Origin of the sequence: Pseudomonas sp. YuFO20, assembly GCF_035064975.1 — a bacterium.
Taxonomy (GTDB): Bacteria; Pseudomonadota; Gammaproteobacteria; order Pseudomonadales; family Pseudomonadaceae; genus Aquipseudomonas; species Aquipseudomonas putida_AE.
In genome coordinates, this window is sequence record NZ_JAXDEO010000035.1 from 44,255 (window position 1) to 66,323 (window position 22,069).

The window sequence follows — 22,069 nt, forward strand, 5'->3', positions numbered from 1 at the left end:
CTCTTGCCCACTCGACAATTGTCCCATCATGCTGCGGCTGATGAGCCTACAGTGCCTCGACCGCTTCGCGCGAAGAAACGTCGACGACGGTCGTGCTGACTTCGAAGCCTGCGTCGAGCAGCACCTTGGCCGCTGCGTCAGCGTTCTCCTGGCGCAGGTCGGCCAGCAGGACATGTTTACCCGTGCTTACGCGGCGGGCAATCGCCTGGCCAATCGAACCTGCTCCAATGACGACTATGACTTTGCGGGTGTTTTTCATGAGGACCTCATGTGAATTCGATCAACGCCCTTGGGCGTACTGTTCGTCGCTGACCTGTTCCATCCAGTCGACCACTTTGCCGTCCAGCACTTCGGCAATGGCGATATGCGTCATTGCAGTGGTGGCGGTCGCGCCGTGCCAGTGTTTGATGTTTGGTGGAATCCACACGGTGTCTCCCGGTTTGATTGAACGAACCGGTTGCCCCAACGCCTGCACCAGTCCGGATCCCGCGGTGACGATCAAGGTCTGGCCCAACGGGTGAGTGTGCCAGGCAGTGCGAGCGCCCGGTTCAAAGGTCACGGTGGCGCCGCTGACCCGCGCCTCTTGTGTCCCCTTGAACGGCGCGTCGACCCGAACAGTGCCGGTAAAGTAATCGGCGGGTCCCTTGGCGGAAGGCTGCGAGCCGTTCGGGTTAATGACGAGCATGGGTTTTTCCCCTTCTGCGGTTACATCGAAAGCGAGCAATGACAGCGACAACGCCGTGGCCGCGAGATTTTTCATGACGGTTCCCTTGAGGCACCAGCCGTCGGTGACGACCTGAATGGATCTAAAATCTATCAGCTGCTCATTAATATGATTAGAGGCTAGAATCCGAAAATATTTATGTGAGGTTCTCATCAATGCTCAGGGAAAACGCCAGTGATCTGCTTGCATTCCTCGCCGTGGCAAAGGAGCGAAGCTTTACCAAGGCCGCTGCCAGGCTCGGCGTCTCCCAATCAGCGCTGAGCCATACGATTCGTGGCCTGGAAGCGCGCCTTGGACTGCGTTTGTTGACGCGCACCACGCGCAGCGTTTCGCCCACCGAGGCCGGCGAGCGTCTGATGAGCAGGGTGGGGCCCCACTTCGAGGAAATCGAACTGGAGCTGGCTGACCTGAGTGATCTGCGCGACACCCCCGCAGGCAATATCCGTATCAACGCAATGGACCATGTGCTGGACCAGATCATTCGGCCCGTGCTCAAAGACTTCCTCCCCAGGTATCCGGACATCTCGGTGGAAGTCTGTTGCGACTACAGCTTCGTCGACATCGCCGCACAGGGCTTTGATGCCGGGGTCAGGCTGGGCGAGGACGTGGCGCAAGGCATGATTGCCACGCGTATCGGGCCGGACATGCGCATGTCGGTGGTGGGGTCTCCTGGCTACTTTGCCAACCGTGAACTACCCACGACGCCTCGGGCGCTCACAGATCACTTGTGCAATAACCTGCGCTTGCCCACCAACGGCGGCCTGTATGCCTGGGAGTTCGCCAAGGATGGCGAACGTCTCAAGGTTCGCGTGACAGGCCAGGTGACCTACAACGGTGTTTATCAGCTGTTGGCAGCGGCGCTGGACGGATTCGGGTTGAGCTACATTCCCCATGACCTGGTCGCGCCTCACCTCGAAGCCGGGCGCCTGATTCAAGTGCTGGAAGACTGGTCGCCATGGTTTGCCGGTTTTCATCTCTATTACCCGAGCAGGCGCCAGGCGTCGCCCGCGTTTGCGTTGCTGGTGGAGGCGTTGCGTTACAAGAACCCATCCTCATCGCCGATACGCGACATCTCCCGTTGATGTAGTGCGACGACCGAGTCTTCTCGATTTCCCTCGCGGCCGTACGTCTGGAAATGGCCGCCCGCTCGCAATCGACTAAGGGAAACCTTTAGCCGCGTTGGAGATTTCCCCCCTTCGGATGCTGTTCGTCTTGATACCGGCGCGGCGTCCACTCGCTTACCGTGCGTAGACCTTGGGCGTGCCGTCGTAGTGGATTGTTCCATCGGGCTCGCCTGGCGCCATAACAACAAGAAAGCGTTTTCGTTCTTCGTTTGACACTGCTCCTATAAATACAGTGCCCAGGCACATACAGATGTGGAGATGTTGGATGTATCAGGTAAAGCAGTCTTGCCGTGGGCTCGGTATTGCCAGCGTGTTGGGGATGATCTGTTCGCCGTCCCATGCAGATCTCATCGATGACAGTCACTTCAAAGTGGATACGCGTAACTTCTACTTGCATCGCAACTACACCAACACCGATGCACCGGTTTCCGAAGTCCACAGTTGGTCCCAGGGTTTCGATGCGCAATTTACTTCCGGGTATACCGACACGGCCTTGGCCATCGGCCTCGATGTGGATGCGCAATACGCCGTGCGCCTGGATTCGTCGGGCAACGACGGTTCATTGCCCTACAGCGTCAGTGAGCAGCAGACGGCCGATGACTACAGCCGCGCCGGTGCCACCTTCAAGATGCGCTACAGCAAGACCGAGTTGAAAGTCGGTGACCTTCGCCCGCAATTGCCGGTGGCGTTCGATGACACCAGTCGGCAGCTGGATACCATCTACCAAGGGGCGGTGGTCGAGTCCAAGGAAGTGGACGGCTTGACGATGACCGGTGGTCGGTTCTGGTCCGCCGTGACACGGGAATCTTCCAACCACGAGAAACTTTATAAATTCGGCTCCACCGACAATCTCGACAGTGACGGCCTGGATTTTGGCGGAGTTACTTACGACATTACCAAGACTCTGCAAGCCAGTTATTTCTACGGCGTGTTGCACGACATTTATCAGCAGCACTATTTCGGCCTGATGCATATGGCTGATTTGGGCAATGGCTACAAACTCAAGACCGACCTGCGCTACTTCAATAACAATGAAGACGGCAATGCCTTGAACGGTGAGATCGACAACCGTTCCTACGGTGCCTTGTTCTCCCTGCTCAAGGGCGCGCACATGTTTGGCCTCAGTTACCAGCGCATGCTCGGTGACAGCGTGTTCCCGACCATGAACGGCTATATCCCGCAACCTTACCTGGTGCACTGGTCGTCCCTGGGGTTTGTCCGCCCGGATGAAAAATCCTGGGGCGCACGCTACAGCTACGACTTTGCCGGGATGGGAATGCCTGGGCTGAAGTTCTATACCCGCTACATCAAGGGCACGAACTGGGACCGTGGCGGCAACCTGAGCGACAACCAGGAAAGCGAACGTTTCCTGGGGCTCAGCTACGTGGTGCAGAGCGGGGCGCTGGCAGGCCTCGGGCTGGACCTGCGCAACATCGATGTGAAACAGAAGTACGGCTACGACTACAACGAGTTCCGTGTCGCCACGACCTACACCTGGAAGTTCTGGTAAGCGTGCCTACCCCCATAACAATAAGAGGCCTGACCATGTTCGAACCCATTGTCCTTTGCATCTGCCCCGCAACTATCCAGTCGGTGCGCCGTGCACCGTCACCCGGCGCGCTGCGCCCATGAGCGGATTCGAGAAGGAGCAAACACTAGTGAATATCCAGGTCGATAATGCGGTCCTGCAACAACAGAAAAAGAAAACCTATATCTACGAGTGGTACGTGGTCGGCCTGTGCATGATCGCCTACATCTTTTCATTCGTGGATCGGCAGATCCTGGCGCTGATGATCGAGCCTATCAAGGCCGACCTGCAGATCAGCGACACCCAGTTCAGCCTGCTGCACGGGCTGGCCTTTTCTTTGTTCTACGCCTTCATGGGCATGCCCATCGCCTACCTGGCCGATCGCTTCTCCAGGCCGAAGATCATTGCCGTCGGGGTGGTGTTCTGGAGCCTGGCGACGGCCGCCTGCGGCCTGAGCAAAAACTTCCTGCACATGTTCCTCGCGCGCATCGGCGTCGGCGTCGGCGAAGCGGCGCTGTCGCCCTCGGCCTACTCGATGTTCAGCGACATGTTCCCCAAGGAGAAACTCGGACGCGCCGTCGGCATCTACTCGATCGGTTCGTTCGTCGGTGGTGGCCTGGCCTTCCTGGTGGGCGGCTATGTGATCGCCATGCTCAAGGACATGAACACCATCGAGGTGGCTTTTCTCGGTGCGATGAAGGCCTGGCAACTGGCGTTCTTCATCGTCGGTCTGCCTGGCATCGTGGTCGGCCTGCTGATCTGGCTCACCGTGCGCGACCCTGCGCGCAAGGGCCTGCAGGTCGATGCGCAGGGTAGGGCCAAGAAGGTTGGAATGAGCGATGGCCTGCGCTTTCTCGGGCGCCACCGTGCCACCTTCACCTGCCATTACCTGGGCTTTTCGTTCTACGCCATGGTGCTGTTCTGCATGATGAGCTGGAGCCCGGCGCTGTACATCCGCAAGTTCGGCCTGACCCCGATGGAAGCGGGCTACATGCTCGGCACCGTGCTGTTGCTGGCCAACACCGCCGGTGTGCTGTTCGGTGGCTGGCTCACCGATTACCTGGCCAAGAAAGGTCACCAGGATGCCGCGATGCGCACCGGCGTGATCGGCGCCCTGGGCATGGCGGTGCCGGCCGTGCTGTTTCCGCAAGTCGATCAACTGTGGCTGTCGGTGACGCTATTGGTGCCGGCGATGTTCTTCGCTTCGTTCCCGATGCCGGCTTCAACGGCGGCGATGCAGATCCTCGCGCCGAACCAGGTGCGCGCACAGGTCTCGGCGGTGTTCCTGCTGATCAGCAATCTGCTGGGGTTGGGCCTGGGCACCACGCTGGTGGCGTTGTTGACCGATCGCTACTTCGGATCGCCAGCAGCAGTGGGCTCTTCGATGTCGCTGGTGATCGCCGGTGCATCGGCGTTGACCGTGCTTTTGCTGTGGCGCGGTTGCCGGCGTTTCCGCGAAAGTTATGCCCGGGAGTACCCGACCCACGCATGACATGAATATGTCGGTGCAACGACCCCGCTGCGTTTAGACGCAGCGGGGTCGATCCGCTTCAGGTCAGGAGAGTCTCTGATGTTGAATGACGTACACCTGCTGGAACGGCACAGCCTGCTCAGCTCGGCCGACTGCCGCGAGATCCAGGACAAGGTCAGCCACTACCTGTGCCCGCACAGCTTCAACGTGCTGCGTGACGAGCCGATTCATACCCGGCTCAACGGCGTGTTCTTCGGCACTTCGGCGCTGCTCGACTTGCGCTATGGCACGCCGGTGGAGATCACCATCGGCGACATTGCCGATCAGTACCTGTTTCGCATCACCTTGCAGGGGCATTGCCAGGTGGCCCACGGGCGGCGCAGCGCGGCGATGCAGTCGGGCTGCCTGAGCGTGTCCTCGCCGTTCGCGCAAAGCCGCATCGTCACCGATGGCGAGTGCCGCAACCTGATCCTGCGGGTCGACCGTGATGCCCTGCAGACGCAATTGCAACATCTTCTCGGCCGCAGCCTGCGGCAATCGGTGATCTTCGATGTCAGCGTCGATCACCTGGGCGCCGGCGTCGTCAGCCTCTATCACACCCTGGACTACATCTGCCGGCTGTACGGCAGCGGCGTGGACGGCTCGCGCCTCGCCAGCGGCCTGTCCGACTACCTGATGCAACTGCTGCTCACACAGCTGCCGCATAACTACTCGACGGATCTGTTGCACGATTCCCGCGCGCCACTGCCGCACCACGTGAAAAAGGCCCGTGACTACATCGAGGAACACATCGACCAACTAATCAGCATGGCCACCCTGAGCGAGCTGTGTGGGGTTTCGGTGCGCACCTTGCAGAACGGCTTCAGGCAGTTTCTCCAGCAGGCACCGGTGGAGTACATTCGTGACCGTCGCCTGGCGCTGGTCCACGAGTCGCTGCAGCGGGGCAACGCCTTTGAGACCGTCACCGATATCCTCTTGCGCCACGGCATCAACAGCTTCGGGCATTTTTCCAGTGCCTATCGGCAACGTTATGGCTGCCTGCCGTCGGACACCCTGCGACGACAGAAGCATTGAGACTTCTGCGCAATCCGTGAGTCGGCTGCGCATTCGGATAAGCCTGGGGCGGCACCGCTCGCTAGCATCGAGTCTCTTACCAGAGGAGTGACTCGATGAATATTACCGTGCTGGGTGGTGGACACGGCTGTTACGCCGCCGCTGTCGAAATGGCTGAGAAAGGGCATCAGACCCGCCTGTGGCGTCGCGACTCGGCGGCGCTCAAGGAGCTGCTGGCGATCGGCAGCCTGACCATCAAGGACTACCGGGGCACTCGTCAGCTCTCGGTCGGTAAACCGGGCGACAAGCTCTCATTGACCGACGATCTGGCTGAAGCCTTGGCCGACGCGCAACTGATCATCATCCCGCTGCCCTCGACGTCCCACGAAGACCTGGCCAAACAGGTGGCGCCGCACCTGCGCGACGGTCAGGTGGTGTTCCTGCCACCGGGCACTTTCGGCAGCTACGTGTTCGCCAAGGCCCTGGCCGATGCGGGCAACCGCAGCAAAGTCGCTTTCGCCGAGACCGGCACGCTGCCGTACCTGGTGCGCAAGCATGGCGCCAGCGACCTGGTGATCAGTTGCTACGCCACCCGCCTGCCGACGGGCGTATTCCCCGGCAACCTGTCCGAACACGCCTTCGCCGTGCTGCGCGAGGCCTACCCGAGCGTCGAACCGATCGAAGACGCCCTGAGCGGTGCGCTGATGAACGCAGGTCCCATCATCCACCCGCCGCTGATCATGATGAATGCCGGTCCCCTGGAGCATTTCGAGGCCTGGGACATCCACAACGAAGGCACCCAACCGTCGATTCGCCGCGTGACCAACCAGCTCGATGCCGAGCGCATGGCCGTGCGCGAAGCACTGACCTACGGCGCACCGCATTTTCCCCTGGCCGATCACTACAACCGCAGCGAAGGCGATGCGTGGATGTACGGTCGCGGCGCCCATGGCAAGCTGACCGACAGCGGCGACTGGCGCGAAGACATCGACCTGCAAACACATCGCTACATGCTCGAAGACACCCGCCTGGGCCTGTCCTTCCTGGTGTCCGTCGGCCGTTGGGCCGGTGTGCCAACCCCGATTGCCCAAGGCCTGTTGAGCATTGCCTCGGTCGTCGCCGGGCGCGATCTCTACGCCGAGGGCCGCACTCTGGAGAACCTCGGCCTGGCCGGGTTGAGTCGAGCACAGATGAGCGAACTGCTGACCGAGGGCTGCAACCGATGAACGCCGCGCTGCCGCACGTCAGCGTGGTCGGCGCCGGCCGGATGGGCGAGGGCATTGCCCTGGCCTTCATCCATGCGGGCCTGCCGGTCACCCTCATCGACATCAAGGATCGCGCCGAGAATGAGCGCCACGGCTACTTCGAGCGCGTGCGCAACAACGTCCGCAGCGAACTGCAGATGCTGGTTCGCCTTGGCATGCTCCAGCCGGAACAGGCGGACATCGCGCTGTCGCGGTTGACCCTGCAAACCCGATCCCGGGCCGCCGAGGCATTGCGCGGGTGCGACCTGGTGTTCGAAGCCGTGCCGGAAGTCATCGAGGTCAAGCAGCAGACCTTCGCCTGGGTCAGCGAGCATGTCCCGGCGTCGGCCATCATTGCCTCGACCACCTCGACCTTCCTGGTCACCGAGTTGAGCGAAATGGTCAGCGGGCCGCAGCGCTTCGTCAACGCGCACTGGCTCAATCCCGCGCACCTGATGCCGCTGGTGGAAGTCAGTCGGAGCGAGGCGACCTGCCCGCAGGTGGTCGAGCGGCTGCTGCAACTGCTCAAGCGCATCGGCAAGGTGCCCGTGGTGTGCAATCCGGTGGCGGGTTATATCGTGCCGCGCATCCAGGCACTGGCGATGAACGAAGCGGCACGGATGGTGGAAGAGGGCGTGGCCAGCGCCGAAGATATCGACACCGCAGTGCGCGTCGGCTTCGGTTTGCGCTTCTCGGTGCTGGGCCTGCTGGAGTTCATCGACTGGGGCGGCGGCGACATTCTCTACTACGCCTCGCGTTACTTGAGCGGCGCACTGTCACCGCGTTTCGAGTCGCCTCAGGTGATAACCGACAACATGCAAAACGGCCGCAATGGCTTGCGCGATGGCCAGGGTTTCTACGATTACCGTGACCTGGACGTGGACGCCTACAGGCAAGAGCGTCTCGGCGCCTTCGTGCGCAAGCTGGAGTTGTCGGGATTGACGCCTGCGTTCGAGGGCGCCTTGAGGCAGGCCTGAAGGCGGATTGATTTAGCGACGATAGTAGCGGCGATCGTCGTCGTAGCGGTGGCCCATGACACGATCCCGGTGGTGGCGCTCCCAATCACGATGGCGTTCCGCTTCCCGGCGGGCTTGCTCTCGACGCCACTGGTCCCGGCGCCACTGGTCTCTACGCCATTGGTCCCGGCGCCAATCGTCTCGATGATCGTGCCAGTTCCGGTCGTCATGGGCCAGCAATGGCCCAGGCTGCTTGTCGGCCATGCTGGCCAAGGTCGGCCAAGGGTTCTCGGCGGCCTTGGCAGGCGCCTGGATGGCTGTGGCTTCAGTGGGGAAAACAGGGGTTGCGGGCTTTATCTGTGTGGCTGATGCCGAGCCCATTGCCGCGAACGCGAACAGGCCGAAGAGCACCATCCGAGGGTCATGGAATTTCATGCGCGAAGGCAACCTCTGATTGACAATTGGTCGTGTGGCCATCCGGCTGCGGCAAGCTGCGGGTTCGCACTTGCCGAGCGGATGTGCCTATCCAAATAGACCGGCAAACAGAGAAAAGTTCTAGGGAGCCGTTGTTTAAATAGCTGTGCCCCGACACTCCACCAGCCCCTTTACCTGCCCCGAAGCCGCCTGGTTTTCATCACTCAACCAGCGCTCGAACCCCGCGCCAATCGCCGGCCACTCCGAATCGATGATCGAATACCAGGCGGTGTCGCGGTTCTGTCCCTTGACCACCATGTGCTGGCGGAAGACCCCTTCGAAACTGAAGCCCAGCCGCTCGGCGGCGTATTTGGAGCGGGCGTTGCCGTTGTTGCATTTCCACTCCAGGCGCCGGTAGCCGAGGGCGAACGACTCCTTGGCCAGCAGGTAGACCGCCTCGGTGCTTTTCGGTGAGCGTTGCATCGGCGCGCCAAAGGTCACGTGGCCGATTTCGATGCGGCCCTGGGCCGGGACGATCGACATCAGGCTGAGGAGGCCTTGCACCTCGCCGCTGGCGCGGTCGATCACGCTGAAGAAATAGGGATCGCTGCTGGCGGCATGATTGTTCAGCCAGTCGTTGAAGGCGCCGCGCTCCGGGAAGGGCCCGTAAGGCAGGTAGTCCCACAGTTTCGGGTCGGCACCGGGGCCTTGCAGGGCGTTGAACAAGTCGTCGCCGTGGCGCGTCGGGTCGAGTCTCTCCAGGCGGATGAAGCGCCCTTCGATCAGTTGGACGGTCGGGGCCGGGACGCCTTTCCAGTCGGCGAGTGAAATCGACATGCTGTTCTCCTTGAACCTTAAATGGCTTTGCGAAACTGGATCAAACCCGGACGCTCGGCGATGCGCTCGTAGAGCTGGATCGCGGTGGCGTTGGTTTCGTGGGTCAGCCAGTGCACCTTGTTGCAACCGTCGGCCTTGGCCGTGGCGTAGACGAACTCGATCAACTGGCGGCCAACGCCAGTGCCTCGGGTTTCCGGCACCACCAGCAGGTCCTGCAGGTAGCACGAGTTTTCGATGCTCCAGTTTGAACGATGGTAAATGAAATGCACCATGCCCACTGGTTTGCCGTCAGCCCAGGCGAGGGCGGCGTGGGTCGGCTCGTTCGGGTCGAGCATGCGCTGCCAGGTGCTTTGGCTGACGGCGTCCGGCAATTCGGTGTTGTAGAAGCGCAGGTAAGCCTGCCACAACGGCAGCCAGGCGGCGTGGTCCTCGGCGTAGACCTGGCGGATTTCGAGTTGACTCATGCTGATTCCTTAACGCATCAAGTGGGCGAGGGCCTGGTCGTGGGCATCGGGGCTGGCGGCCAGCCCCTCGCGCACGCCGGCGATGTCTGCGGTGCTGCGGTTCTGGCTGAGCTTGCGTTTGCCTTCCAGGCGCTGGATCGGCAAGGCAAACCCGACGATGGCCCTGAGCATGCCATCGATGTAGTCGGCGGGCGCGTCGGCGACTTTCCACGGCTGGGCGCGACCGGCTTCATGGCGATCGGTCAAGGCACTGACCAGCGAGCGCAGGCGATCGGCGTCGGTGAAGACTTCGGCGCTGCCATAGGCATGCACGGCGACGTAATTCCAGGTCGGCACGACTTTGCCGTGCTCGGCCTTGCTCGGGTAGAAACCGGGGCTCACATAGGCATCGGCACCGGCGAAAATGACCATTGCTTCGGCACCGTTCTGCAGTTCCTTCCACTGCGGATTGGCCTTGGCGAAATGGCCGTACAGGGTGCCATTGGGCCCCTCGTCGGTGTTCAGCAGCAAGGGCAGGTGACTGGCTTGCAGACCCTGTTCGCCATGGGTGACCAACAGGGCGAGTCGGGTACCGAGGATCTGTTGCTGCAGCTCGGACAAATCATTGAAGGCGAAACCACTGGGCGTATACATGGAATTATTCCTTGGCGAATGTCTGCATCCTAGGCAGGCTATTGGTCTGTTGTAAGAGCCATTAACGTCGAATTTCATGGGTCCATTGTCATGACGAATACGCCGCTGTCCTTGTCCTTCAACCCCGCCGGCATCGAGCTCGACCGTCGTCAGGGGCTGAGTCGCCAGCTTTATCAGGCGTTGCGGGCGAGGGTGCTGGACGGACGACTGGCCAGTGGTACGCGCTTGCCCGCCAGTCGGGACCTGGCGGCGGCATTGGCGATCTCGCGTAACAGCGTGGTGCGCGCCTACGATCAGCTTTACGCCGAAGGGTTTATCGAGGGGCGGGTGGGGGACGGGACTTATGTCGCGCAATTGCCCCAGGCGTCGTTGCCGGTCAGGAAGTCCTCGAAAAAAGCGCCGACGCAATGGCTGGATCTACCGGTGGTTGTACCTGACAAGGTCATCCACAACGGCGCCTTGCAGCGTGTCGAAAACAACCATTTGCCCACGCCACCCAGTGGTCCGCCCCGGGCTTTTCGGGTCGGTGTGCCGGCGTTCGATCTGTTTCCGTTCGAGGTGTGGGCCAAACTGAACGCAGCGTTCTGGCGCAAACCGGATCTGCAGCAGCTGTGTTACGGCGCTCCTGAAGGGGACGCGCGGTTGCGCGGGATGATCGCGGCGTATTTGCGCAGTTCCCGAGGCATGCAGTGCAGCGCCGAACAAATCGTCATCACCAGTGGCGCGCAGCAGGGGATCAGCCTCTGTGCGCAGTTGCTGGTGGAACCGGGGGACGGGGTGGCGATTGAAAACCCGGGTTATCGCGCGGCGGGTCATGCGTTCGCGGTGGCCGGCGCGCGCTTGCACGGCGTGGCGGTGGACAGCGAGGGCATCGATTGCCAGGCATTGGCGGGGTTGGGCGATTGTCGCCTGGCCTATGTGACGCCATCGCATCAGTACCCCACGGGGGTGGTGATGAGCCTGGCCCGGCGCCTGGAGTTGCTGGCCTGGGCCGAGCGCGCCAACGGCTGGATCGTCGAGGACGACTACGATGGCGAATACCGCTACAGCGGCGCACCCCTGGCGCCGCTGGCAGCACTCGATCGGCAGGGACGGGTGCTGTACGTCGGCACGTTCGGCAAGGTCGCCTTTCCGGCGCTGCGCCTGGGTTATCTGGTGTTGCCGCCGGCGCTGGTGGACGCGTTCTCGCAACGTCGAGCGGTGGACGTGCGTCATTCCGAGGTCAGCACCCAGGCGGTGATGGCCGAATTCATGGCCGCCGGGCACTTTCAGCGACACATCCGGCGCATGCGCCGCGCCGCATTGAGCCGCCGTAACACCTTGTTGACGGGTTGGCCCCGGGACATCGCCGGTGTCGGCAGCCTGCCGAACGTCGCGGCAGGGCTGCACCTGACTGTCGCGGTCGACTCCCTGGCCCGTGAGCGTGAACTGATCGAGAAAGCGGCCAGGGTCGACGTCGAAATCAACGGGCTGAGCAGCTACTGGTTGCCGGACTCCCGGGAACCGGGAGACCAGCGTGCGGGGCTGGTCCTCGGTTTTGCGGCGGTGCCCGAGGCGGCGATCAGCGCGGCGCTCGGGCGTCTGGAAGAAGCTTGGCGTCGTTAGCGTCAGGTTTTGGCCTTCGGTTCCATGTCCCAGAAGAGCTTGCGCAGCTCGGGGTCGACGAGCTTGCGCAGGACGCCATCGATGGGCTCGAAGGCGTTCAATGCCGTTTGCTGGTCGGGGGAGAGGGTTTTGAGATAGTCATCGGCGATTTTCAGGTGGGCTGCCGTTGGCTGGTCGGCGGGGCTGACCAAGCTTTCATAATGAAAATGCGCCACCCAGATCGCCTTGCCGTTGGCCTTGTCGAGTATCCGGTACTCCTGAAAGAAGTCGCCCATCCCTGTGGTCTGGATTCGCCCTCGTGGGTCGGCGGCGACGTCGACCTGCTGGTGTTCGTGCATCCATTTGAAAGCCGTTTGAGTCGGTTTGCGCAGCTTGTATAACTTCGCTCGAACGCTGATGCCTTCTTCACGCATTTGACGCGCGGCTGCACGCATCTCGAGGCTCAGGGTCGCGACCGGCAGCGGTTCGCCGTCCCGTTTTTTACTCCGCAGCACGGCCTGATCTACGCTGTCGGCGCCTTGCTCCAGTTTGAGCGCCTGTTGATCGAACAGATCCTGTATGTCAGCGGGTATACGCCTTGGGCGCAACGCGTCCTTGGCGGTGCGCTCGATGAATCTGGACGTATCCAGGTTCAGGTCCATGGCGGCGGCGATGAGCTCCTCGTCGCTGAGTGTCGAAGCCGGTTGTTGGCGGATCATGGGCGCGATGGGCGTGAGGGGAGCCTGCGCGGTAGTGCCGGGTTCGCTCTTGGCCGGGGCCTTCGGCCGGGTTTTTCGGACTTTTGCCGGTTGATGGTGAGACGCCTGGCGACTGCTCGTCGTGGCTTTTTGTAGCGGCTTTGGGGGCTGCGGCAGCAACGCCTGGAGTCGGTTTTGGACCAATTGCGCGAACTCGCCGATCAGTCCACGCAGGTGCAGAAGTCGGGCTGGCTTGAGCAGGTCGGGGTAGGCGTCCGGCAACTCCTGTAGGCGCTGGTCGGCATCGGCGAAGGTTTCAATCAGGCTGTCCAGCGCTTCAATGCGAGACTGCAGAGGGCGCAGGTTGTCGCCAGCCGCTGCCATGTCAGCCACTTGAATGGCGGCCTTGGCGGCACTCACGATGATTTTACCCACAGCATCCCGTGCCTGGGGCATCAGGGGGCTGGCCTTGTCTTCAAGACACAGTTCCTGGGCCATGCCAATCTCGTTGGTTTTCAGATCCAGCACGTTGAACGATGGCGCGAGCTTTTTTATTTCGTTCGCTCTCTCGATGCCGGACCTTCCTGCCGCGCGCAGACCCTCGATCGTCGAGTGCGAAAGCTCGAGTTTTTCGACCATTTCCTGGCTCAGGTCAGTCGCCACTTGAATGTTGGCCACATAGGTTTTCAGGGGCATCGGTTCTGTCTGGCCGGTGTCGGTCATCATCCTTGTCGCCTGGGCATATTCGGTTCTCTTGATGACGAACCACAACGACAGGTTCTTCTGCAGCGAGGTGCTGATACGCAGCAATTCATGGACGTAGTTTTTGCTACCGCCGAGGGTGCGCCATTCGCGGAGTTTTTCCAGCGCCTGCCGATACGCCGTAATGGTGACTTCCAGTTTTTGCGCATACGCCTTGCTCAGGCTCTCGAAATGCTCCTGGGTTGACTTCTGCATGTCGGTTTGCAATGTGGAAAGCTCATCTTCCAGCACTTTCTGTTGATCGCTGAATGAGGTCAGGGACTCTTCCAGTTCCTTGAAGCGCATCTCATTGGCAGCGACCAGGGGTTTGCTGAAGGCATTGCCGCCGCCACCACGCAGGCGCAAGCGCAGGTCGATGAACCACTCACCCTTGGCATTATGCGTGAGCAGGGGACCGCTGCGATTTGTCTCGTCAGGGTCAACGATGTGAGGAGGGTCCTCGCCGCTTACCATGACCTGGAACCAGCGCTCGCCGACCTGGGCAAAGTTCCTGTCATTGTGTTGATAGAGGTGAGGAGGTTTTTCGTTGACCTTTGTCACGTTCCTGTCGGTGATATCAATGGCTGCGACCTTGAACGTGTCCAGGTAAGTACCCAGCGCCGCCGGTGTACGACGTGGCACCGAGCCGGCCACCTCAAGCGAGGAGCGGTGCCCGGGTGCAAGTTCTGCGACCAGTGGGGCCGGGTCGAACTGGACGGTGACAGGCTCGCCCCCAGGCAGTGTTGGTTTCTCTAACGACGGCCGCGCCAGTCGAGGCTTGCCTGATAGAGTATTGCGACGCATCGCGGCATGATGGCTGAGGACAATGCCGGTGATCAGCAGAAGGTCCGACAGCGAAGTCCATTCAATGAACGTGTCGCCTCGATTACTGGCGTCGATGGCCTGCTGGATTTCATTGATGGTCTGCCATACCCATACGGCCGTCCCGACAGCGCCGGTGAGAAAGTTCGAGGTGACGGCGAACAATGCCCAGCTGCTTTCCTTGAGCAGGGTCCAGCGGCGTTCGGCATTCGATTGTGACTGGCGGTCAGCCAGGTCGACCAAGGCCCGGGCGTTGCTTTTGAACAGTGCCGACAGGACATTCCCGGTTATTTCGTCATTCGCGGACGTTACTTGCCCGAACCCTTGCGCCTGCTTGAACGGGTTGACCAACTGTTCGGCCACGATCCACGGCGATGGCAGGCCGGTGGGGAGTACATATTGGTCATACTCATAACTGAGGGTGTTGTCCGGCAGCCATGCCAGCACGGAGTCCCTCAGCTCGCCGGGTTGATGCAATGCATACAGCAGGTTTTGCCTGGAAGGAAACTGCAACAGGGGCAGGTCCTGCATCGGGCGATACAGCAGGCAAGGCCCGCTTTCTGCATTTCGAGGGCTGATGAGGAACATGTTCTCAACGCTGTCACTGCTGCTGATCAGGCGATGTTGCGGCGTCAGCTTGAGCGGGTAGATGGCGATGGAATGGGCCTTTTCGGTATCGCTGTCGAGCAACTCGCAGATGAATCGGTAGCCGAGCTCATCAATGCCCGCCTCCTGTTTGACCTTGCCTTCGAGCGCCAGCAGCGGCAACAGCAAGCGCAACTGGTCGCAGTAGAAGTTTTCCTGGCGTCGGGATTCCACGGGCTCGTCGATCAGCTTGCGTTTGATCAGCGCCGGGTACGCCTCGCCGATATTGACTTGTGCAGCCAGGGTGGTGAGGAACGCTGGTGTGAGCCATGGCGGAACCGACTGACCGTGCAGGAACGATACGGTTGCCATGTAGGGCGCCTGGTTTTCCATGGCAAACTCGGCGAGCGTCTCGGTGCGGTGGTCGAGGGGGTTGGGCAGTGTGAAGTTGCCAGAGGTAAAGCTGTTGGTGATGTTGATCCGCAGTTCATTGAGCGGCAGCGTCGCGGCATCGACTGCGCGGGTATCGGCGATGATCGCTTCAGCCATCAGGCGCTGGGCAAAGTCGATGATGGAAGGTATTTCGTTTCTGGCTGCCTTGTGCTCAGGCTGTCGATAGAGCTTGCCCAGTGCGGTGATGTAGCGGCTGTAGTCTTGAATGTCCTTGGGCGATGCGTTGCGCAGCCAGTCGGGAATCGCCGCGTGCAGTTGCATGAGCCGCGCGTGTTCGGTTTCGTCGAGCCCGCTTTCGAGTTCGGTATCATCTTCGACCGGATTTTCAAGGGAACCAATGATGGCGATGGCATCAAGCTGTGACGAGACCAGGGCCCAGGCCATATGGTCAAAAACGTTGCCGTCAGGCTCGAAAAGCCGCCATGTCAAGGTGCGCCCTTCGAGCGATTCCTCGAGGCGGGCGGGCAGTGAATTGCCCAATTGTTCCATTGAGCTGAACGACTCATAACCGCGCTCGATCGTGTACATCACCAGCAACTCGCGTTCGCGGCAGGTGGCCTTGAGCACCAGGGCCCCGCCGATCACGAGGTGGCTGGCAACCGTGTTTTTAACGATGTCGATATCGATCAGGCACGCCTGAATGGCCGATAGGCCGCTGTTCGAATTCTTTCGTGCGGCCTTGTCCGGGGCTTCGAACACTTCGCGCGCCATCGTGCACTCGTCGACGTCCCAGCCTATTACCGTTTGCACATTCAATGCCTTGCGCAGTGAATCGGACAACTCCTGCCAGCGAGGGATTTTCTGGCCTGTCTGGTTCCAGTAATCGAGCTGGCGCTTCTGCAGTTCGACGAACAACTGTGGCACCGAGTCGTTGAGTATCTGGGCAATGTCTTCGATGCTGACGGCGAGATGAACCGGGTCGTTGGCGTCGGATTCCAGGGTCAGGAAATGTTCGCCTTCGAGATAGTTGGCGGTTGTGCCATACAGGCTCTGCAGGACAAGTGTGTGGGTGAGCGAAAGGAATTCGACCGACTCCATCTCGACGTGATCATCCACCACCCGCCATTGCGGGGTGGCGACGAGGGTTTTGTCAGGGGCGATGTTCAGTGCCGGGTAGCGCGTTGCCAATTTCTCGCGCAGCAGGTCCGAAGCGACTTCACTCGGCAGCGGACTGTGGCTGGTCTGGCTGACCAGATCACTTTTTTCGAGAAGGGGTGTCGAGTCTTTTGGGGCGATCGGTGTCGGGGTACTGGTCATGATGTCGTGCCCCCGGTTTTCGCTTTCGGCAAGAACAATGATCGAGCCAGTTGTGGACTGATCTCGCTGCGGTAGATCGCGATCAACTCGTTGTTGCTGACCGTTCGCAGATCAAACGCGCCGCCCAGTGTGCGTTGCGCTTCGGTTTTCAAGTGCGCCGCACTGTAGGCGTCGGCAGCGGCGGAGGGCGTCGGGTAGTGAAAGTGGGCGTACCAAAGCACTTTGGCGGAGCTGGCGTCACGAACTTCATACTCCTCGAGATAGTCCTTGCGGTGCCCTTTGAGCCGCTTGCGCCCCGCAGTCTTGACGATGACGACCAACCCTTGGCTGTGCAGCCATTCGACGCGAGCGACGGTGGGAGGTTGTTGCTTGGTCATGCTGATTCGAGTCTGGAGACCCTTTTGATCAAGGCTGACCGCGCCCTCATTAAGCTGTTTGGCCATGCTCACAGCGGAGCCCGGACCGCCGTCAGTAATGTTCAGCTTGGTCAGGGCCTTTTCGATGGCGGTCGCGGCGTCCTCCATCCGGCGGGCCCTTTGTTGGAAAAGGTCCTCGATTTCCACGGGGATACGCCCCGGCCGTTTGGCGTGGGCCTCGGTTCTGCGGGTAAATTCGTCCAGCTCGTCGAGTAAGGCTTGTCCCGTCTGGGTACTGGTCTTCAGATCAACCGGACCGGTGGCCTCAGGCGCGCGTGAGCTCGACACATGTTCGAGCCAGACACCGGGCGTTTTCTCGTGAAAGGTCACGACCTTGCCGCTCAGTGTCGAGGTCACATCGAGCAGCTCGGTGCCATCAGCGCTGGTACGCTCGCGCAGCTTGCCGACGACCGTTCCCTTGTATCGGGTCTTGATCACGCGCCTGGGCGCAGGCGCCGGGCGTGAGGGGCCGGGCGTCGGTTCCAGCATCCTGCGCTCATTGAGCAGGCTCGCCAGGTGTCTCTCGCTGCGCTTTTTGAATTCTTCGATTTGCTGGCGCATCCGCTCCAGCGGGGGCTGTAGCAATTGCCCCGAATACTCGTCGGGCAGATCGACGATTCGTTGGTCCAGGGTTGCGTATTGCTCCACCAGATCATTGAAGCCGTCGATGCGTTCCTCCAGGCCAAGCTCATGGTCCTGGGCCGCCAGGTCGATGGACGACTGGATGGTAAGGCCGGCATCTTCGACGAGTCGCTGCATGGCCTGGCTGGCTGGCGCGGTGTCGACCGTGGCGCTGTCGTCGAGGCATAACTCCTGCGCCAGGCTGATCTGGAACAGCTTCAGATCCTGCAGGTCGAACTTCGGCAGTTGTGTCTTGCATTGGCGGGCGGCTTGCGCCGCCTCTTTGCCCAGGCGCATCAGATCCTCGATGCGGGCGTGGGCGAACTCGATCTTCTCAATGTAGCCTTGGGTCATGTCGCTGGTGAGCTGATGGACCTGGCGGGGAGTCTGGGTGCCTTCGAGGGTCTCATTGTCCAGCAAGGCAAGGGACCTGCGCATGCTTTCTCCGAACGCCAGGTTTTGCCGGGTAAACCATTTCTCCGTCAGTAACAGCTGATAGTCCAGGCAACTGACCGTGACCGGGCGATAATTGACGATGGGCTCAATGGCGTTGAAATTCTTCACTTGGTCGATGTAGGCGCCGTAGGCCGCCAGCTGTGAGTCCAGCAGGTCGAGCAGGGGCTGGCGATTTGCATCGGTGGCGGCCTTTTCCGCGGCCTCGAGTTCATTTTGCAGTTCAAGCTTGCGGGCATCGAACGTGGTCAGTTGTTTCCTCAAATCTTCCCTGTGCTGTTGGTTCTTGCGTTCGATTTCCCTTCGGGCCCTACCGCCGCCGCGCAGCCGCAGGCGTGTGTCGACGAACCATTCGCCCTTTTCCGAGTGAATCAACAGGGGCCCCGTCCTGGCCGGGGTTTGTCTTGAATCGATGATCTGCACATCACCGTTGTCATTGAGCATCACTTCAAACCAGCGCTGATTGATTCGGGCATACCATTTCTGCTCGAGCGGGATCAGGAAGCGATGAGGACCGGACACGGCAGGTGTGTCTTTCAATGCCGCAGGCTTGGCAATCGCCAGGCTGTCCAGCAAGACCCCCAGCGGCACGCTTGGCAACAAGCCTTGGGTGTAGACCGACGTTTCATGGTTGGCAGGCAACTGCTCGGCGGCGACATCGGCCGCGTGATTCAGGGTGATTTTTGCCGGTGGCAGGGGTCTGGAAGCCGGTATCGAAACCTTCTCGACGGTCTGCGGCGCAGGTTTGTCGCGACTTGCCGCGTGATGGGCAAGCACCATGCCCAGTGACAGGAACAGATCGGTCAGCGCGGCCCATTGTTGATCACTGTCGCCGACTTCGCGGGCTTCATTGGCTTCATGCAGGTCATCCATGATTTGCCAGATCCAGGCGGCCGTCCCGGCGGTGCGACCGAGGAAGGGCAGGGCAACATTGAACAGCATCCATGCGCCCTGTTTAAACGTCGCCCAACGCCGTTCTCCATTGGACACCGATTGCCTGTCCGCCAGGGTGACCAGTGCATTGGCGTTGGCGTTGAACACCGCTTGCAGCGGCGGCTCAGGGAGTGGCGCAGGACTGAAGGTGACAGCCCCCATCATGCCCAATGTCGAGGTGGGGTCGACCAACCACTGCGAGAGCGTCCATACCGAGGGCAGCTCTCCGGGGAAGACATACTGGGAATAGTTGAAGTACAGGTCTTGCGGCAGCCAGGCCAGGACCGACTGGCGTAGCGCCTTGTCGTGTTTGATCGCGTACAGCAGATTCGCCTCGCTGGAATACTGCGTCAGCGAATGATCGAGCAGCGGTCGGTACAGCAGGCATGGCCCCTTGTCGGCCAGTTTCGGCCCGATCAGGAACATGTTGACCACTTCGTCGGCCTTGTTGTCGCTGCGTCCCCCTGGAATGAACGCCAACGGACGAATGGCAATTTCCTGCCCGTCGACGTAGCGATCGGCAGCCTTTTCCTGCAAGGCGGCGACCACGTACCGATAGCCCTGTTCGTCGATGCCGCTGGCCCCGCCACGGATCTTCAGTTGCAGCGCCAACAGCGGCAGTTGCAGGTGCAGTTGGCTGGTATAGAGGCGTTGTCGACGCAGGCTTTCCCCGGGATCGACCAGCAACTTGTTCTTGATCAGCTCTGGGTAGGTTTTGCCGATGTTGACGGTGCTGACCAGTTCTTCCAGGCAGGCCGGCGTCAGCCACGCAGGCGCGGCCTCACCGTCGTTGTATTGCACGGTTTTGTCCCCCAGCGGCAGGCCGGCGAGGTTTTGCAATGCAAAGTCGGCGAGCGACATTTTCAGGGTCTGTGTCTGGCCGGGCACGATGACCGCGCCGAGCACAACCAGGCTGGTAATGCTGACTTCGATGTCCGCCAGTTTCAGTGAGGTCGCGGCTGCCTGATCCTTGATCTTCTGGTCTTTGATCATCTGATCGGTCAAAGCCTGCAAGGCAAAATCAGGCAGCGCGGCAATGCCTTCATCAAAGGTCTGGCCGTGGTGCTGTTCACGCAGCAGCGCCAGGTCCATCAAGTGTCGGCTGTAGCGGGTCAGATCGGTGGGCGACGCGTTTGCCAGCCAGTCCGGCAACAGGTGCTGGATCTGGCTGTAGCGCGACGTCGAGGGTGGGTGAAGTTGCGAGAAATTATTCGCCGATGCGGCCACCTGCGGATCAAGGGTGGGGGCCCAGGTGGAGTTACCGAATGCACCGATGGCGTCGATCTCAAGGGCAATCAGCGCCCAAGCCTGATACTCGAAAAACATCCCTGCGGGCTCGTACAGGCGCCATTGCAGCGTGCGGTCATGTCTGGACGTGACCATGCGCCCGGACAGCATTTCGCCCAATAACGCCAGCGAATCGTAGCGCTTGAAGCCTTCGGCGATCGAATGGGTCACGACAAGGGTGCGATCCTCCAGTGTGCCCACCAGCACCGCCATTTCCAGGACCCACGAGTGTTTGCTCGTGGCGGTATCGAGGCTATCGATATCGATCAGGCAGGCCTTGGTCTGGTAGCGGTCGTGAGCTGCTCGTTCGTGCTTGTCCGGGTACTGGAAAAGGGACAGGGCCATTTCTCGCAGGTCCTCGTCCCAGTCCGTCACCTTGTCGACGTTCCAGAGCTTGTGTAACGCGTCGCGCAACTGATGCCAGCGCGGCGTCGAGTCCGCGATGGGCCGGTTCCAGTAATCGAGTTGTTGCTCCTGATAGGCAACGAACAATAACTTGGCCAATGTGTTGAGCAGGCATCCGATGGCGTTGATCTTGACCGGAAGGTGAGTCGGCGGCTCGACTCCCGGTTGCCGCGTGAGGAAATGTTCGCCGTCGAGGTAGGTTACCGATTTGCCCGACAGGCCCAGTCGTACCAGCACCTCGGTCAGGATTTCAAAGTGGTTGTTACCTGGAACGACCTGAGCGTCGGTCATGATCCAGACAGGTGTCACCACCAACGTCACATTTGGGTCGATGTGCAGGTTGGGATAGTGGATGTCGAGGGCGGTACGTAGTGATTTTGCAGCGACTTCCCTGATCGAAGGACCTGCCACCAGTTGGGTCAGTACGTCGTCGGGGTTTATGGCGGGCGAGTCGGGCATGGCCGTTTCCTGTGTCCGGTGGAGCGCTGCGGGGGGCAACGCGGTTTTCGGGCAAGGTAGAGGGCTGGCGGTGGCTCAGGGTGGTAGATATGTATCGCGAGCGAAAAAAGACCCGCGGCACGGCGGAATGACGTTTTGAATAACAGCTAATTACTTGGGGAGATGAGATCTGGAAGAACTTGGTCGGACTTTTCCTACAGCGTTATCGGATTTACAAAATGGAAGTTGCTTTATTTTGCGTTGCGATACTAACCTAAGGGCCAGGTGTGGCGAAAAGTCCGGACGAGCAAGCAATGAATCTTGAAAATATTCGATATCATATCGCAGTTACCTTGATGGTTTTAGGGTGCTCGGGATTGCCGAGTGGGATCATTGTATTTTGTTTAAGAAAAGTCATCCATATAAGTGAGGAGTATTTAGATGCCACATATATCGTAACATATGTGGTGCTCGTTATTTTTGGTCTGCGTTTTTACATTCCGAGAATGCGAGGGCTTACATGATGTGAACTTGACATCTTTTCATTGTCTAACTCGCCCTAAAGTGTTATCGAATCTACAAGATGGAAGATGTTTTGTTTGTATGGCGATACTAACATGAGGAGCGCGCTGGGCGAAAGATCCGAAAAGGGCAAGCAATGAATCTTGAAAATATTCGATATCATATTGCGGTGACCTTACTGGTTGTAGGTTGCTCTGGATTGCCGGCTTGCATAACCAAAGTAGTCCGTATAGATGAAGAGCACCCAAAGGTCGCATACCTCGCAGCATATATGATGGTTGTCTTTTGTGGTTTGCGATTCTACCCCTCTAGAATGCGTGGCATACTTTAGGGGTTATACCCATCACATCATCTATTTTCGCCTACTCTCCTGGATCATCGTATTTGTCGTCAAAAAATCGACTAA

At 60.1% G+C, this 22,069-nt stretch carries 14 protein-coding genes and 1 pseudogene; 7 read left to right on the top strand and 8 right to left on the bottom strand.

What is annotated here, in order from left to right; all coding sequences use genetic code 11:
* Positions 1-49 precede the first annotated feature (49 nt).
* Positions 50-259: pseudogene (locus SOP85_RS19850) on the bottom strand (SDR family NAD(P)-dependent oxidoreductase); the annotation flags it as partial.
* Between the two features lie 21 nt (positions 260-280).
* The gene (locus SOP85_RS19855) at positions 281-760 is read right to left on the bottom strand and encodes a (R)-mandelonitrile lyase (protein ID WP_274076460.1); all 480 of its coding nucleotides are present in this window, start codon (positions 758-760) and stop codon (positions 281-283) included.
* Positions 761-879: 119 nt separating this feature from the next.
* Here SOP85_RS19855 and SOP85_RS19860 point away from each other — a divergent pair, with 119 nt between their 5' ends.
* The 6 genes from SOP85_RS19860 (at position 880) to SOP85_RS19885 (ending at position 8,121) form a co-directional block, all read left to right on the top strand.
* Entirely contained in the window at positions 880-1,806 is a 927-nt protein-coding gene (locus SOP85_RS19860; RefSeq protein ID WP_323627983.1) for a LysR family transcriptional regulator, read from the top strand.
* Positions 1,807-2,113: 307 nt separating this feature from the next.
* A complete protein-coding gene (locus tag SOP85_RS19865; RefSeq protein ID WP_323627984.1) occupies positions 2,114-3,358 on the top strand; it encodes an OprD family outer membrane porin in 1,245 nt (414 codons plus the stop codon).
* 148 nt (positions 3,359-3,506) lie between these two features.
* Entirely contained in the window at positions 3,507-4,868 is a 1,362-nt protein-coding gene (locus SOP85_RS19870) for a spinster family MFS transporter (RefSeq protein ID WP_323607552.1), read from the top strand.
* 78 nt (positions 4,869-4,946) lie between these two features.
* Positions 4,947-5,921, top strand: a complete 975-nt coding sequence (locus tag SOP85_RS19875; protein WP_323627985.1) for an AraC family transcriptional regulator — start codon at positions 4,947-4,949, stop codon at positions 5,919-5,921.
* Positions 5,922-6,016: 95 nt separating this feature from the next.
* Positions 6,017-7,126, top strand: a complete 1,110-nt coding sequence (locus SOP85_RS19880) for an NAD/NADP-dependent octopine/nopaline dehydrogenase family protein (protein ID WP_323627986.1) — start codon at positions 6,017-6,019, stop codon at positions 7,124-7,126.
* Entirely contained in the window at positions 7,123-8,121 is a 999-nt protein-coding gene (locus SOP85_RS19885) for a 3-hydroxybutyryl-CoA dehydrogenase (RefSeq protein ID WP_323627987.1), read from the top strand. The genes SOP85_RS19880 and SOP85_RS19885 overlap by 4 nt, the downstream gene beginning before the upstream one ends.
* 12 nt (positions 8,122-8,133) lie before the next feature.
* Here the strand turns inward: SOP85_RS19885 and SOP85_RS19890 are convergent, their stop codons facing one another.
* The 4 genes from SOP85_RS19890 to SOP85_RS19905 form a co-directional block, all read right to left on the bottom strand.
* Entirely contained in the window at positions 8,134-8,535 is a 402-nt protein-coding gene (locus SOP85_RS19890; RefSeq protein ID WP_323627988.1) for a hypothetical protein, read from the bottom strand.
* 135 nt (positions 8,536-8,670) lie between these two features.
* The gene (locus SOP85_RS19895; protein ID WP_323627989.1) at positions 8,671-9,351 is read right to left on the bottom strand and encodes a GNAT family N-acetyltransferase; all 681 of its coding nucleotides are present in this window, start codon (positions 9,349-9,351) and stop codon (positions 8,671-8,673) included.
* Positions 9,352-9,368: 17 nt separating this feature from the next.
* On the bottom strand, positions 9,369-9,815 hold the full coding sequence (locus SOP85_RS19900; protein ID WP_323627990.1) for a GNAT family N-acetyltransferase: 447 nt from the start codon (positions 9,813-9,815) through the stop codon (positions 9,369-9,371).
* Between the two features lie 9 nt (positions 9,816-9,824).
* Positions 9,825-10,448: an FMN-binding negative transcriptional regulator gene (locus SOP85_RS19905; protein WP_323627991.1), complete on the bottom strand. Its 624-nt coding sequence runs from the start codon at positions 10,446-10,448 to the stop codon at positions 9,825-9,827.
* Between the two features lie 90 nt (positions 10,449-10,538).
* Between SOP85_RS19905 and pdxR the strand changes: the two genes are divergently transcribed.
* Positions 10,539-12,053 carry a MocR-like pyridoxine biosynthesis transcription factor PdxR gene (pdxR, locus tag SOP85_RS19910; protein ID WP_323627993.1) on the top strand — a complete coding sequence of 505 codons (1,515 nt, stop codon included), beginning with the start codon at positions 10,539-10,541 and terminating at the stop codon, positions 12,051-12,053.
* A 2-nt stretch (positions 12,054-12,055) separates the two neighbouring features.
* Here the strand turns inward: pdxR and SOP85_RS19915 are convergent, their stop codons facing one another.
* Positions 12,056-16,588 carry a dermonecrotic toxin domain-containing protein gene (locus tag SOP85_RS19915; protein WP_323627995.1) on the bottom strand — a complete coding sequence of 1,511 codons (4,533 nt, stop codon included), beginning with the start codon at positions 16,586-16,588 and terminating at the stop codon, positions 12,056-12,058.
* The gene (locus SOP85_RS19920) at positions 16,585-21,162 is read right to left on the bottom strand and encodes a dermonecrotic toxin domain-containing protein (RefSeq protein WP_323627996.1); all 4,578 of its coding nucleotides are present in this window, start codon (positions 21,160-21,162) and stop codon (positions 16,585-16,587) included. The genes SOP85_RS19915 and SOP85_RS19920 overlap by 4 nt, the downstream gene beginning before the upstream one ends.
* Positions 21,163-22,069: the final 907 nt, after the last annotated feature.

Bases quoted from the DNA above. Each gene is read 5' to 3' on its own strand.
- SOP85_RS19880 (WP_323627986.1), top strand. From the start codon at position 6,017: ATGAATATTACCGTGCTGGGTGGTGGACACGGCTGTTACGCCGCCGCT.
- SOP85_RS19895 (WP_323627989.1), bottom strand. From the start codon at position 9,351: ATGTCGATTTCACTCGCCGACTGGAAAGGCGTCCCGGCCCCGACCGTC.
- pdxR (WP_323627993.1), top strand. From the start codon at position 10,539: ATGACGAATACGCCGCTGTCCTTGTCCTTCAACCCCGCCGGCATCGAG.
- SOP85_RS19905 (WP_323627991.1), bottom strand. From the start codon at position 10,448: ATGTATACGCCCAGTGGTTTCGCCTTCAATGATTTGTCCGAGCTGCAG.
- SOP85_RS19890 (WP_323627988.1), bottom strand. From the start codon at position 8,535: ATGAAATTCCATGACCCTCGGATGGTGCTCTTCGGCCTGTTCGCGTTC.
- SOP85_RS19860 (WP_323627983.1), top strand. From the start codon at position 880: ATGCTCAGGGAAAACGCCAGTGATCTGCTTGCATTCCTCGCCGTGGCA.
- SOP85_RS19900 (WP_323627990.1), bottom strand. From the start codon at position 9,815: ATGAGTCAACTCGAAATCCGCCAGGTCTACGCCGAGGACCACGCCGCC.
- SOP85_RS19875 (WP_323627985.1), top strand. From the start codon at position 4,947: ATGTTGAATGACGTACACCTGCTGGAACGGCACAGCCTGCTCAGCTCG.
- SOP85_RS19915 (WP_323627995.1), bottom strand. From the start codon at position 16,588: ATGACCAGTACCCCGACACCGATCGCCCCAAAAGACTCGACACCCCTT.
- SOP85_RS19920 (WP_323627996.1), bottom strand. From the start codon at position 21,162: ATGCCCGACTCGCCCGCCATAAACCCCGACGACGTACTGACCCAACTG.
- SOP85_RS19885 (WP_323627987.1), top strand. From the start codon at position 7,123: ATGAACGCCGCGCTGCCGCACGTCAGCGTGGTCGGCGCCGGCCGGATG.
- SOP85_RS19855 (WP_274076460.1), bottom strand. From the start codon at position 760: ATGAAAAATCTCGCGGCCACGGCGTTGTCGCTGTCATTGCTCGCTTTC.
- SOP85_RS19865 (WP_323627984.1), top strand. From the start codon at position 2,114: ATGTATCAGGTAAAGCAGTCTTGCCGTGGGCTCGGTATTGCCAGCGTG.